13 protein-coding genes are annotated in these 12904 nt (G+C 64.8%); 3 read left to right on the forward strand and 10 right to left on the reverse strand.

Annotated features, from left to right (window positions below):
- From modC to OC446_RS04405, 10 genes are all read right to left on the reverse strand, one after another.
- On the reverse strand, positions 1-942 hold a 942-nt coding region (modC, locus tag OC446_RS04360), incomplete at its 3' end, for a molybdenum ABC transporter ATP-binding protein (protein ID WP_262027982.1).
- Positions 939-1637 (reverse strand): molybdate ABC transporter permease subunit, encoded by a 699-nt coding sequence (gene modB, locus OC446_RS04365; RefSeq protein WP_262027825.1) that lies wholly within the window; start codon positions 1635-1637, stop codon positions 939-941. The genes modC and modB, both read right to left, overlap by 4 nt.
- Positions 1634-2470, reverse strand: a complete 837-nt coding sequence (gene modA / locus OC446_RS04370) for a molybdate ABC transporter substrate-binding protein (protein ID WP_262027826.1) — start codon at positions 2468-2470, stop codon at positions 1634-1636. Before modA ends, modB begins: the two co-directional genes overlap by 4 nt.
- 43 nt (positions 2471-2513) lie before the next feature.
- On the reverse strand, positions 2514-3158 hold the full coding sequence (msrQ, locus tag OC446_RS04375) for a protein-methionine-sulfoxide reductase heme-binding subunit MsrQ (RefSeq protein WP_262027827.1): 645 nt from the start codon (positions 3156-3158) through the stop codon (positions 2514-2516).
- On the reverse strand, positions 3158-4102 hold the full coding sequence (msrP, locus tag OC446_RS04380) for a protein-methionine-sulfoxide reductase catalytic subunit MsrP (protein WP_262027828.1): 945 nt from the start codon (positions 4100-4102) through the stop codon (positions 3158-3160). Before msrP ends, msrQ begins: the two co-directional genes overlap by 1 nt.
- A gap of 85 nt (positions 4103-4187) precedes the next feature.
- Complete coding sequence (locus OC446_RS04385) at positions 4188-4859, reverse strand: N-acetylmannosamine-6-phosphate 2-epimerase (RefSeq protein WP_262027829.1); 672 nt, start codon at positions 4857-4859, stop codon at positions 4188-4190.
- A 10-nt stretch (positions 4860-4869) separates the two neighbouring features.
- Entirely contained in the window at positions 4870-5724 is an 855-nt protein-coding gene (locus OC446_RS04390) for a carbohydrate ABC transporter permease (protein ID WP_262027830.1), read from the reverse strand.
- On the reverse strand, positions 5721-6653 hold the full coding sequence (locus OC446_RS04395; protein WP_262027831.1) for a carbohydrate ABC transporter permease: 933 nt from the start codon (positions 6651-6653) through the stop codon (positions 5721-5723). The genes OC446_RS04390 and OC446_RS04395 overlap by 4 nt, the downstream gene beginning before the upstream one ends.
- 219 nt (positions 6654-6872) lie before the next feature.
- Complete coding sequence (locus tag OC446_RS04400) at positions 6873-8120, reverse strand: extracellular solute-binding protein (RefSeq protein ID WP_262027832.1); 1248 nt, start codon at positions 8118-8120, stop codon at positions 6873-6875.
- A 74-nt stretch (positions 8121-8194) separates the two neighbouring features.
- On the reverse strand, positions 8195-9073 hold the full coding sequence (locus tag OC446_RS04405) for a hypothetical protein (RefSeq protein WP_262027833.1): 879 nt from the start codon (positions 9071-9073) through the stop codon (positions 8195-8197).
- A gap of 158 nt (positions 9074-9231) precedes the next feature.
- Here OC446_RS04405 and OC446_RS04410 point away from each other — a divergent pair, with 158 nt between their 5' ends.
- The 3 genes from OC446_RS04410 (at position 9232) to OC446_RS04420 (ending at position 12888) form a co-directional block, all read left to right on the forward strand.
- Positions 9232-9549 carry a hypothetical protein gene (locus OC446_RS04410; RefSeq protein ID WP_009763969.1) on the forward strand — a complete coding sequence of 106 codons (318 nt, stop codon included), beginning with the start codon at positions 9232-9234 and terminating at the stop codon, positions 9547-9549.
- A gap of 55 nt (positions 9550-9604) precedes the next feature.
- A complete protein-coding gene (locus tag OC446_RS04415) occupies positions 9605-11440 on the forward strand; it encodes a DEAD/DEAH box helicase (RefSeq protein WP_262027834.1) in 1836 nt (611 codons plus the stop codon).
- A gap of 239 nt (positions 11441-11679) precedes the next feature.
- Positions 11680-12888, forward strand: coding sequence for an alpha/beta hydrolase family esterase (locus OC446_RS04420; protein WP_410055001.1), 1209 nt, complete (start codon positions 11680-11682; stop codon positions 12886-12888).
- The last annotated feature ends 16 nt before the right edge of the window (positions 12889-12904 follow it).

The following is a 12904-nucleotide window of genomic DNA, read 5'->3' on the forward strand; positions in this document are numbered from 1 at the left end:
GCTCGACCCGCCGGTATCGTCGATGGAGGCGATGCGTCCAGGCAGGACGTTGAGCGCGCTCAACCCCTCGGGGCGGCGGAGGGAGAGAATGATGTCGCGGGCCCGCAGGCGCACGCGCAGGGTAGCGCCGATGAGGCGATCGACCCGTGGGACGGTCAGGGGACCGGCCTTGGCCTGAAGGATGGTCAGGCCGAAATCGTCCTCATGTCGCAGGACTTGAGCCTCGACCAGGGCGCCGGCTTCCGCTGGACCGGCCTGCGCGAAGAGATCGGTGTGCCGCAGGATTTCCGAGGCTGGCCCCGATGCCGTCACGCGGCCTTCGGACAGAACGACGATGGACGTGGCAAGCCGCGCGATCTCGGCCACCGAGTGACTGACGAGCACGATGGGCACTGCGCCCTCGTCGCGCAGGCGCTCGATATAGGGATAGATCTCGGCCTTTCTCGCCTCGTCGAGCGACGCCAACGGCTCGTCCATGAGCAGCAGGTGCGGATCGGCCAGGAGCGCCCGCCCGATAGCGACCCGCTGCTTCTCGCCGCCCGACAACGTGGACGGCCGCCGATCGAGCAGATGCCCGATGCCGAGGAGTTCGACCACGTGATCGAAACTCGCCGCCCGTTCCTGCCGGGGAGTGAACCAGCGCCCGAAAAGCAGGTTCTGGCGCACGTCCAGATGCGGGAAGAGACGTCCTTCCTGAAAGACGTAGCCGATCCGCCGCCGGTGCTTCGGCACGAAGAGGTTCTTCTCCGTATCGACCAGCACGCGATCCTGCACGACGATACGGCCGTGACGCGGCCGGATGAGACCGCCGATCGCGTTCACGATGGTCGTCTTGCCCGAACCGGACGGGCCGAACAGGGCCGTCAGACGGCCGCCGGATTGAAAGCGCGCCTGCAGAATGAACCCGCTCTGCTCATGCCGGATGTCGACCCCGAGGATCATCGCGCATGCACCCGCAGGCGCGCGCGGCGGGCGAGCCACTCCGACATCCAGAGCGCCGCGATGGAGATGACGACGGACACGAGCGTCAGGCGCATCGCGCCGCTCTCGCCTCCCGGCACCTGCGTATAGGCATAGATGGCGCTCGGGATGGTCTGCGTCTCGCCGGGGATGTTGGACACAAAGGTGATCGTCGCCCCGAACTCGCCCATCGCTTTCGCAAAGGACAGCACCATGCCGGCGATGACGCCGGGAAGGATCAGCGGAAGCGTCACGATCGCGAAGACCCACACGGGATGCGCACCCAAGGTGCCGGCCGCGTCCTCGAGCTTGCGATCAACCGATGCGATGGACAGGCGGATGGCGCGCACCAGCAGCGGAAAGCCCATGATGGCGCAGGCGAGCGCGGCGCCCGTCCAGCGAAAGGACAGGACGATGCCGAACTGCTCGGCAAGAAACGCCCCGAAGGGTCCGCGCCGCCCGAAGCCGATGAGAAGAAACCAGCCGACCACCACTGGAGGCAGCACGAGGGGCAAGTGCACGATGACGTCGAGCGCCTGCCGCCCCCAGAAGCGGCCGCGCTCCAGAAGCAGCGCCACGGCGATGCCGGGGATGAGACTTGCCGTCATCGCCACGAAGGCGACCTTCAGGCTAAGGCGAACCGCCGTCCATTCTTCCGGAGAAAGCCAATCGGTCACGAACCAGAGGTCGCCTTGCCGACATAGGTGAAGCCCTGCTTGTCGAAGAACGGTCTGGACTTGTCCGAGCGCAGGAACGCCAGGAACGCCGCCGCGTCAGGATTGGCCGAGTCCTTCGTGAGCGCGACCGGATAGACGATGGGCGGATGGCTTTCCGCCGGGAAGGTCGCGACGATGCTCACATTCGGATCGGACACGGCATCGGTCCTGTAGACGATGCCGAGCGGCGCCTCCCCGCGCGACACGAGCAGGAGAGCGGCGCGCACGTTGTCCGCCTGCGCCACCTTGTCCTTCAAGCCGGCCCAGACGCCGAGATGCTCGAGCGCAGCCTTGCCGTATTTGCCCGCCGGCACTGCCTCCACATGACCCATGGCCAACCGATCGTTGCCGAGAATGGCCGCGAGATCGATCCCGGGCTGGAGCGCGACCTGCAGGGTCGAGCCCTTGGCCGCTACGAGAACCAGCGCATTGCCGAGCAGGCTGACGCGGCTCTCCGGCGTGATCAGCCCCTTCGAGGCCAGATAATCCATCCAGTCGAGATCGGCGGAGAAGAAGAGGTCCGCCGGGGCGCCCGCTTCGATCTGCTTGGCGAGCGCATTGCTGGCCGCATAGGAAATCGTGACCCGCTTGCCCGTCTCGCGCATCCAAGCGGCGCCGGCATCATCGAGCGCATTCTTCAGGCTGGCCGCCGCGAAGACCACCACGTCCCTGGTCTGGGCCGAAGCCCCGCCGGCCAGGGTGAAGCCCGAGAGAAGCAGCCCGAAGAGAAGCGTCTTCGCGAAATGGCCGATCGAAGCTCGTGTCGAACGCATCCCTTGTCTCCCGCTTGGCATTGGCCTGCCCTGCTGCATCATCCTAGCGAAGCTGTCGAGGCCTTCAAGCGGGGCGCCTTCGTGGAGACGGCTTCTTCACCATCGGGCGGACCAGCCGGTAGCCGAGCAGCGCGGCCACGATGGCCGCGTAGACGAGCGGTTCGGGCGGCCAGGACTTCACCACGAGCAGGAAGTGCAGCGCCGCCCCGATGGCCGCGACATAGACCAGGCGGTGCAGCTTTGCCCAGGCCTGCCCGCCCATCCGCCGGATCGCGGCATTGTTGGAGGTCACCGCCAGGGGAATGAGGATGACGAAGGTCGCCATGCCGATGGTGATGTAGGGCCGCTTCACGATATCGGCCACGATGGCCGCCATGTCGAGCCCCTGGTCGAGCACCAGATAGGTGGTGAGATGCAGCGCTGCATAATAGAACGCCAAAAGGCCCAGGGCCCGGCGGTAGCGCAGCAGATTGACGTTGAAAAGCTGGCGCAGCGGCGTGATCGCCAGGGTGGCGATCAGGAAGCGCAAGGCCCAGAGCCCCAGGGCCTGCTCCAGATAGCGCATCGGATCGGCGCCGAGCCGATCGTCGATGCCCGCATAGAACAGCCAGACGGCTGGGATGAAGCCGACGATATAGACGGCGATCTTCGGCACTTGAGGCAGGGCAAACCCTTTCTTCTCGCTCTGAACGGAAGCTCGTCCCACCATCAGTAGAGCTTTCGCAGGTCCATGCCGGCATAGAGGCTCGCCACCTGCTCGGCATAACCGTTGAACATCAGCGTCGGACGGCGTTTCGCGAACAAACCGCCCTCCCCGATACGCCGCTCCGTCGCCTGGCTCCAGCGGGGATGGTCCACATTCGGGTTCACATTGGCATAGAAGCCGTATTCGCTCGGCGCCTGCTTGTTCCAGGAGGTCGGCGGCTGCTTCTCCACGAAGCTGATCCGGGTGATCGACTTGATACCCTTGAAGCCGTATTTCCACGGAACGACGAGGCGGATCGGCGCGCCGTTCTGGTTCGGCAAGGTCTCGCCGTAGAGCCCGACGGCCAGAAGGGTCAGGGGGTTCATGGCCTCGTCCAGGCGCAATCCCTCCACATAGGGCCATTCGAGCACCGGAAAGATCGAGTCGAGGCCAGGCATCTCGTCGGGCCGGAACGCGGTCTCGAAGGCGACGTATTTGGCGCTGCCCAGGGGCTCCACCCGCTTGACCAGGTCCGCCAGCGGGAACCCGACCCAGGGGATGACCATGGACCAGCCTTCGACGCAGCGCATGCGGTAGATGCGCTCCTCCAGAGGCGAGGACTTGATGAGATCCTCAAGGGCGAATTCGGCAGGCTTGCCCACCATGCCGTCAACCTTGACCGTCCAGGGCGAGGTCTTGAGGCTACCGGCCTTGGCCGCCGGATCCTCCTTGCCGGTCCCGAACTCGTAATAGTTGTTGTAGCTCGTGACGTCCTCGCGGCTCGTCTTCTTCTCGTCCGTCGAGAAGGGGCTCTTGGCCGCCGACAGGGGGGCGGCCTCCAGGCCCTTGGGAAGGGAAGCGGCCAGGGCCAGCCCGGCCGCGCCGGCCATCCATTGGCGGCGGTTGAAATAGACCTCCCGGGGGGTGATCTCGGAGGGCAGGATATCGTCAGGGCGGCGGATCAGCACGGCAGAACCTCGTTTGGAACCCATTGTGAATGGGTACACCCGAGAACGCCAGAAGTGGTCTCACGTTTGCGTTACAGATTTTCGTTCAAGGCTTTATGGCCTGGACGAACCGACGGGTAATCTCGCGCGGGTTGGTGATCGCGGTCCCAACCACCACAGCGTGAGCCCCACGCCGGAAAGCCTCGGCGACGAGATCGGGCGTATCGAACCGCCCCTCCGCGACGACCGGCGCCGAAAGTTCCGCAACGAGAGCCGACAGAAGCTCCAGATCGGGGCCCGATCCCTTGCGGGCCGCCGTTTCCTCCGTGTAGCCGGCCAGCGTGGTCGCGACATAGGTCGCGCCTGCCGCCTGCGCGGCCCGCCCCTCCTCCAGGGTCGAGATGTCGGCGAAGACCTCCCGGCCCAGCTCCGTCCTGATGCGGCCGATCAGGCGCTCCACCGGATCGCCGTTGCGCGGGCGCGGCGTGGCGTCGATGCCGACGATGTCCGCGCCGGCTTTCGCGATCTGCTCCGCCTGCGCGAAGCCCGGGGTGATGTAGACCGGGAAGCTTTCGTCCCAGACCTTGGAGATCCCGATGATCGGGAGGCCCGTCACGGCACGGATCGCCGCTACGTCGGCCTCGCCGTTGGCACGGATGCCCCGCGCGCCGCCCGCTTCCGCGGCCTGCGCCATGGCGGACATGTGGATGGAGCCGTGCAGCGGGTTGTCGGCCCGGGCCTGGCACGAGACCACGAGGGCGCCGTTCGGGATCAGCATCTTTCGTCTCCTACTTCACGGCGCCCGCGGTCATGCCCTGGATGAACTGGCGCGACAGGGCGATGTAGAGCAGCGTGATCGGCGCCGCCGCGATGGTGAGGCCGGCGAACAGCATGCCCCAATCGGTGGTGTATTCGCCCATGAAGGTGGTCAGGCCCTGCGGCAGGGTCTTGCGGCTATCCGTCTGGATGAAGACCAGCGGGAAGAAGAAGTCGTTCCAGATCGGTACCGCATTCTGAATGGCGGCGATCGCCATGGGCGGACGCGCCAGCGGCAGCATGACCGACCACATGATGCGGGGCTCGGAGGCGCCGTCCATGCGCGCCGCGTCCTCGAGTTCCGCCGGCAGGGTGCGCAGGAAGCCCGCCATGATGAACACGGTCGAAGGCAGGCCGATGGCCGTATAGGTGACGATGAGGCTCCAGCGGCTGTCGAGAAGGCCGAGGTCGCGCAGCAGGATGAAGAGCGGGATCACCGCGAGCTTCAAGGGCAGCATCAGTCCCGCCAGGAAGAACAGCAGGATGAAGGTGTTGGTGCGCGACTCGTAGCGCGCCACCGCGTAGCCCGCCATGGTGCCCAGCACCAGGATCAGGATGATCGATGTGCCCGTGACGAGAAGCGAGTTGACGAAGTAGGTCGGCATCGCGGTCTCGCCGAGCACCTTGGCGAAGTTGCCGACCTGCGTGAAATCGGGCAGCGCGAACGGATGCTCGAAGATCTCGCCCGTCGTCTTGAAGGCGGACAGCACCATCACCACGACGGGATAGAGCATGATGAAGGAATTCGCGATCAGGATGACCTGGGCGAGCAGGACGAACGGAATGGCCTGGCGCGTGGCCGGCGTATCGGACGTGATGGCGGTCAAAACTGGATCTCCCGACGGCGCAGCCACAGGGTCAGCATGGACGCGAAGACGACGATGAAGAGGAAGAGGAGCGTGGCCAAGGCCGAGCCCAGGCCGAAATTCTGGATGCTGGCGCTCTGGTTGCCGAAGGCCGTGCGGTAGAAGACAAGGCCGAGCACGTCCGTAGAACCGAAGGGCGAGCCGTCGAGGCCGACCATCACGTAGGGAATCTCGAACCAGTTGAACGCGCCGATGAAGAGCAGCGTGAAGAGAATGGTGGTGCTCGGCGCCACCAGGGGCCACACAATATTCTTCAGAAGCTGCCACTCATTGGTGCCGTCGAGCCGCGCCGCCTCGATGATCTCCGTCGGGATGCGTTGCATGCCGGCGAGATAAACGAGCGCCGGAAAGCCGACGAAGTGCCAGGCATTGGCGAGGATCAGCGCTCCCAGGGCCGTCGAGGAATCGCCGAGCCACGGCTTGGCCCATGAATCGAGTCCGAGAGAATAAAGCGCCTGATTGATGATGCCGAAATTCGGATTGAGAAAGAGCTTCCAGAGAAAGCCGACGATGATCGTCGACAGCACCACCGGCACGAAGACCGCAATGCGGTGGAAGCGGAAGCCGAAAGGCTCCTTGTAGAGAAGCCAGGCGAGAAGGAAGCCGCCGCCGTTCTGGATGATTATCAGGGCGATCAGCGCATAGACGTTATGCAGGAAGGCGTTCCACACCACCGGCGCCATGGTGACGCCGAACAGGACCTCCTTGAAATTCTTCAGACCGACGAACGGTCCGCGCGCCAGTCCCTGCCAGTCGTAGAAGGCATAAGCGAAGGCCGACAGGATCGGATAGACCACGAACAGCGACATGAAGACGATGGGCGGGACGACGAGAAACGCCACCCATAACCGGTGCTTCAGCGTGCGGGGCTGTTGGCGCGAGGCGTGCATGATTGAAACCTTACGGGGTGAACGCCCGACAAAACACCGACCTCATCCTGAGGAGCAGCGCAGCTGCGTCTCGAAGGAGGATCCAGAGAGCACTGGAGGCGCCCTGATCCTTCGAGACGGTCACTGACGTGACCTCCTCAGGATGAGGGCTCTCGTGGCCTTCTTCTGGAGCTTGAGCGGCAGCGAACTCATCCGTTCGCCGCCGCTTGTGTCAAACACTTACTTCTGGAAGGGCTTGTAGTAAGTCGCGATGCCCTTGTTGATCTCGGCCGCGGCCTGCTCGGGAGTCTGCTGGCCGGCGAGCATCTTCTGCACGTTCGACTGCAGCAGCACCGAACCGCTCGGCTCCTGATAGCGGAAGCGTACGAGCATCAGGTACGACATGGCGTTCTCGGCAAGCTTCGCCACGTCCTGGGTGATCGGATCCTCGATCTTGATGCCCTTGATCGGCGACAGGTTCTTGAGGGTGTTGGTGAAGGCCGTGCCGTATTCCGGCGTAGCGAGGAAGCGCACGAACTTGAGGGCCGCGTCCTTCTTCTCGGTCTTCGCGTTCACCGCGTAGCCGCCGTCGTAATAGGTGGCGATCAGCGCCTGATCGCCCGCCTTCAGGACAGGAGCCGGAAACACGCCGAGATCAAGCGTGGGGTTCTGGTTCTTGAAGTTCGCCACCTCGTAGGAACCGCCCGCAAACATGGCCGCGCGGCCCGCCACGAAGAGCTGCTGCGAGGACGGATAATCGACGCCGATGAAGTTCGGCGCGAAGTACTGGCTGATGTCCTTCAGCTTGGCGAGCGCGCTGACGAAGCGCGGATCGGTGAAGTTCGCCTTGCCGGACACGATGTCGGCCTCGAACTCCTTGCCGAGCATGGACGAGAGCAGGCCGCCCACGATGGTCTCGTTCTGCCAGGCGGTCGCCGTGCCGTTGGAGAACGGATTGATGTTCTTGGCCTTCAGGGCCTGAGCCAGGGCCATCATCTCGTCCCAGGTCTTCGGCGGGTTCAGGCCGTTATCCTTGAAGATCTTCTTGTTGTAGACGACGAGCTGCGCCTGCATGGCGAAGGGAACCGCATAGACCTTGCCGTCCGAGCGCAGGGTCTCGGCCGCGAGCGCCGCTTCCGGGAAGTTCGCCAGTTCCGGCACGTTCTGCTTGTCGAGGGCAAGCAGGTAGCCGGGGGTCGCGATGGTCTCCAGGTTGCCATAGGCGCGCACCTGGATCACGTCCGGGCCGCGACCGGCGGCGAGCGCCGTGGACAGGATGGTCTGGTAGTTCTCCGGCGCGTAGGTCTCGAACTTCACCGTGATGCCCGGCTCCGCGGCCTGGAACTTCTTGATGATGTCTTGGTAGAACGCCTTGTCTTCCTGGCGCCAACTCCAGAAGGTCAGCTCGGTCTGGGCCATGGCGGCCGTGCCTGAGAGCATGAAGCCCGCAGCGGCGGCGCCCATCAGAATGCGTCGGGTCAGTTTCATTGTCGGTTCCCTCATCGTTGAAGTCCTTGTCCTCCCACCGCCGGCCCGGTCCTCGACCAAGCCGGACGGAATTTTCATCGGCCGTATGGCTCGGCCGAGATCACGAGAAATGTCGCGTCGTCGTGGGTTTTAACACGTGGATAGGCGCCCGCCATGTGGTCGCCCCGCTCCCTTTCCCGCAATTCCTGCATCAGATCGGCTCCCTGGCCGGCCGCGAGCCGGGCATGGAGGGCACCCTCCGTATAGGCTCCGAATACATCGACGAGCCGCATGAATCCGTCCGTCGCCAGCACGACCGGGGCGCCTGATTCCACCAGCGCGTCGAAGATCAATTCCCGCCCGGCCCATGGGCGGCGCGGGTTGACGACCCAGTAGCCGTCGGGCCGGTTGAGCCTGCCGCGGTTCTCGAGAATCTGGCGCCTGACCGCCTCGGGGATCGAGCCCGGCTCGTGCTCCCTGGCCCCGAGATCCGCCAGGGTCTTCCTCTCGAAGGGCTTCGCCCGCTCGTCGCTCCACCGGACGACGCCCTGTTCCGTGGGCACAAGGGCGATCACGTCGCCGAGAAAGCGCCCCTGGATGCCGACACGTCCGCCCTGCTCCGGCCGGGCCTCGATCAGACCGAGGCAGGCGGAGGGTGTCTGATGGTCGTCGATGTCCCGGATATGGGCCGTCGCCTCCCGGAAAACCGCCTCGATGGCGCCCTCCAGCCGGTCCAGCACCGCTTCGGCGCTCCTCTCCCCGGCGAGGTTCGTCAGCCGCTCGCCGATCATGCCGGCAAGCCAGGCGGCATCGCTGCCTCCCGAAGTGAGTTGCTCGTCCGACAGACCCGTGGCCCCATCGATTACCCAGGCGAAACGACCATGCAGGCCGATCCCGTCCTCGTTGAAACGGGAGCCTGGCAGGGACATCCGGTCCAGGGACCGGAAAAGAGAAAGGGGACCAGTCGAGTTCACGGCTTAACTGGTCTCATATTGGTCGCTTCGTGTCTATACTGGTCTTAAGGGGTGTTCACATGCTTTGAGAGCCAAAAAAGCCTTCCGGACGCTCGGTTTGATCGAATTCCGCACCTAAGCGTTAGTGCTTTGATCAACCTGTTGTCGAAGGAAGAGCCATGGTCACATTGGAAATCGACGGCCAGGCCGTTGCCGTGACGAACGCGGACGAGGGGCAGGCCCGCGAACTCTTTTTCAGTGAGAGCTTTAAAGATGACTTAAAGTCGTTTAAGAGCGAGGGCCGATCCCTCTGGGACGGCTCAGCTGCCTTGACGACACGGCCCGCATCGGAACATGAGATCGATGCCTTCTATGAAGCCCTGGACGAAGAGGACGAGGTCGAAGAAGACGACGAAGACTATGACGGCGACCTCGATATCGATGTCGTGTTCCTGGTGTCCATCGACGAAATTGACGACGCCGCCGCCTCCGGCTGATCATCCTTACCGGAGCCTTTAGGAGGCTCCCCAAACACGGTTCAGCCCTATTCACATGCCTTTTCCCAAGACCAATCCAAGCCTCGAACGTGCCCTTGCCGACCGAGGCTACAACGACCCGACGCCCGTCCAGGCCGCCGTGCTGGAGCCTGATGCCCGCGACCGCGACCTCCTCGTCTCCGCCCAGACCGGCTCGGGCAAGACCGTTGCCTACGGCCTCGCGATGGCGTCCACCCTCCTGGGCGATGCCGAGCGCTTCGAGGCGCCCCGCGAGCCCCTGGCCCTGATCATCGCCCCGACCCGCGAGCTGGCCCTCCAGGTCCACCGGGAGCTCATCTGGCTCTATGGTCCGGCCGGAGCGCGGGTCGCCTCCTGCGTCGGCGGCATGGACGTGCGCCGGGAGCAGCGGGCCCTGGCCGATGGCTGCCACATCGTCGTCGGAACCCCGGGACGCCTGCGCGACCATCTGGAGCGCGGCCGCCTCGACACCTCGAAGATGCGCGTCGTGGTGCTCGACGAGGCGGACGAGATGCTCGATCTGGGCTTCCGCGAGGACCTGGAATTCATCCTCGACGCCACGCCTGAGGACCGGCGCACGCTCCTGTTCTCCGCAACCCTGCCGAAGAACATCATCACCCTGGCCCGGCGCTATCAGCGCGAAGCGCATCGCATCGACACCCTGGTCGAGAACGAGCCGCACGGCGACATCGAGTATCGCGCGCTCCGGATCGCTCCCAACGAAGTGGAGCATGCGGTCGTCAACGTGCTGCGGTTCTACGAGAGCCGGGGCGCCATGGTGTTCTGCCACACCCGCGAGGCGGTGCGGCACCTGCATGCCAGCCTGATCGAGCGCGGCTTCGCGGCGGTCGCCATCTCGGGCGAGCTGACCCAGAACGAGCGCAGCAACGCCCTGCAATCCCTGCGCGATGGCCGCGCCCGCGTCTGCGTGGCGACCGACGTAGCGGCCCGCGGCATCGACCTGCCCGATCTAGGCCTGGTGATCCATTTCGACCTGCCGAACGACCACGAGACGCTTCTGCACCGCAGCGGCCGCACGGGCCGTGCCGGCCGCAAGGGCGTCTGCGTGATGCTCGTGCCCTATACGCGCCGTCGCAAGGCCGAAAGGCTGATCGACATGGCCGGCGTCGACGTCACCTGGGCCGGGGCCCCCTCCGCCGACGATATCCGCCAGCGCGACCGCGAGCGGATGATGCAGGACCCGATCTTCTCCGAAGAAGCGACGGAAGAGGATCTCGCCATGGCGCGGGCTCTCCTTGCGGAACGCTCGGCCGAGGACATCGCCAACGCCCTGGCGCGGTTCTTCCGTGCGCGCCTGCCGGCGCCGGAGGAGATCGTCGATGCGGGCGGAGACCGCGAGCCGCGCCAGCGCAAGGACAAGCGCGAGCGCCAGGACGAGCGCCAGCGCGGCTTCAAGGAGAGAGGTCGCGGTGGTTCGGACGAGGGATTCGAACGCTCGTCGGAGGACATGGTGTGGTTCCGCATGAGCGTCGGACGCCGCAACAACGCCGATCCCCGCTGGCTGCTGCCGATCATCTGCCGCCTGGGCCACGTGACGAAGAAGGAAATCGGCTCGATCAAGATCTTCGATCGCGAGACCAAGTTCGAGATCGCCAAGTCCCACGCGCCGAAATTCGCCTCGGCGGTCCGCAAGTCCAACGACGAGGACATTCGGATCGAGCCCGCTGATGCCGGACCGGGCAAGGCCCCCGACAGGCGGCCCCGCGAAGGCAAGCCGTGGGACAAGCCGAAGGGCAAGGGCCCCCAGGAGCGAAGCGGCCCTCCTCCCTTCCGCGCCGCGAAGGACAGCAAAGGTCCAAAGGACCACAAGCGCCCGAAGGACAAGAAGCGGTCCGCCGATAAGCGCCCCTGAGGAACGAAACAGGCCGGGACATGCTGATGTCCCGGCCTGAATTTTTTTTTGCGACACAGAAGCGAGCGGAGAGTTCCCTATCGTGTCGGCTTCTCAAGACAAACGGCCCAGTTCCAGACGAACGACAGGAAGGCCGCTTGCCATGACGCAACGCAGCAAACATATTGTGCATTGCAACATCGACCCCATATGAGGCGTTGGCTTTGAGATAACTCCTTACCCGAAAGGGCCCAGTCATTATGCAACGCTTAGGGCAAATGATTCGCCAATTGGCGCATTACCGCCGCCAGTGGGAAACCGCGATGAACGCATCGAACGCGGCTTCCCCTGCAATGGGAACTCCATCGATGCCGACCCGGCTGAACGAAGTCACCGGATTCGGCTCCAATCCTGGCAATCTGAGAATGTTGACTTACGTTCCGGAAAGTCTGCCGCCCTCACCTGCCCTCGTGGTCGTCCTGCATGGCTGCACGCAGACGGCGGCCGGTTACGATCACGGCTCCGGCTGGTCGTCGCTTGCGGACCGCTACGGCTTCGTCCTCCTCTATGCGGAGCAGCAGGAGACCAACAACCCGAAGCGCTGCTTCAACTGGTTCCAGCTTGCCGACATCGAACGCGATCGCGGCGAGGCCCATTCGATCCGGCAAATGGTCGAGCATGCGGTCGAGCATCACAGCCTGGATCGCGACCGGATCTTCGTGACCGGACTTTCGGCGGGCGGCGCCATGACCGCGACCATGCTGGCAGCCTATCCGGAGGTCTTCGCGGGCGGCGCCATCATCGCTGGCCTGCCCTATCGCTCCGCCACCAGCATTCCGGAAGCCTTCGAGAGCATGTTCCAGGGGCAGACGCGTTCCGCTGAGGAGTGGGGCGCTCTCGTACGCGAAGCGTCCCCGCACAGGGGTCCGTGGCCCAAAGTGTCTGTCTGGCACGGCAGCGCCGACGCGACGGTCAAGCCAATGAATGCGGGCGAGATCATCAAGCAATGGACGAATGTCCACGGCCTGCCTGCGGAGGCGAGCCGCAGCGACATCGTGGACGGCTATCCGAGGCGCGCCTGGACCGATGGCTCGGGCGGCGAGATCATCGAGGAATACGTCATCACCGGCATGGCCCACGGCACTCCCCTGGCCGTCGGGAACGACGAGCACAATTACGGAACGGCAGGCCCCTTCCTGCTCGATGTCGGCATCTCGTCGAGCTATCGGATTGCCAAGTTCTGGGGATTGACGGAAGGCTTCGAAGGTCAAGCATTCCGCAGGGTCCCGGATGATGCCGTCGCACAGAACACGACAGCGACCATCCACGCGCTTCCCACCGCAAGGGATGAGCCGGTCCGGGAGGATGCCGCGCGCGACGCACCGCGGGGCAACCGGCCGCCGCCGTCTCACCTGGATATCGGCTCGGTGATCACGAAGGCACTCAGGTCCGCCGGCCTGATGAAGTAAACCGCGCGCTAAGGCG

Origin of the sequence: Microvirga sp. Mcv34, assembly GCF_024519725.1 — a bacterium.
Classification (GTDB): domain Bacteria; phylum Pseudomonadota; class Alphaproteobacteria; order Rhizobiales; family Beijerinckiaceae; genus Microvirga.

What these genes read in the sequence shown, in the direction of transcription:
- OC446_RS04410 (WP_009763969.1), top strand. Translation starts at nt 9,232, where the DNA reads ATGGTCACATTGGAAATCGACGGCCAGGCCGTTGCCGTGACGAACGCG.
- msrQ (WP_262027827.1), bottom strand. Translation starts at nt 3,158, where the DNA reads ATGGTGGGACGAGCTTCCGTTCAGAGCGAGAAGAAAGGGTTTGCCCTG.
- OC446_RS04415 (WP_262027834.1), top strand. Translation starts at nt 9,605, where the DNA reads ATGCCTTTTCCCAAGACCAATCCAAGCCTCGAACGTGCCCTTGCCGAC.
- OC446_RS04420 (WP_410055001.1), top strand. Translation starts at nt 11,680, where the DNA reads ATGCAACGCTTAGGGCAAATGATTCGCCAATTGGCGCATTACCGCCGC.
- OC446_RS04385 (WP_262027829.1), bottom strand. Translation starts at nt 4,859, where the DNA reads ATGCTGATCCCGAACGGCGCCCTCGTGGTCTCGTGCCAGGCCCGGGCC.
- OC446_RS04395 (WP_262027831.1), bottom strand. Translation starts at nt 6,653, where the DNA reads ATGCACGCCTCGCGCCAACAGCCCCGCACGCTGAAGCACCGGTTATGG.
- OC446_RS04400 (WP_262027832.1), bottom strand. Translation starts at nt 8,120, where the DNA reads ATGAAACTGACCCGACGCATTCTGATGGGCGCCGCCGCTGCGGGCTTC.
- modA (WP_262027826.1), bottom strand. Translation starts at nt 2,470, where the DNA reads ATGCCAAGCGGGAGACAAGGGATGCGTTCGACACGAGCTTCGATCGGC.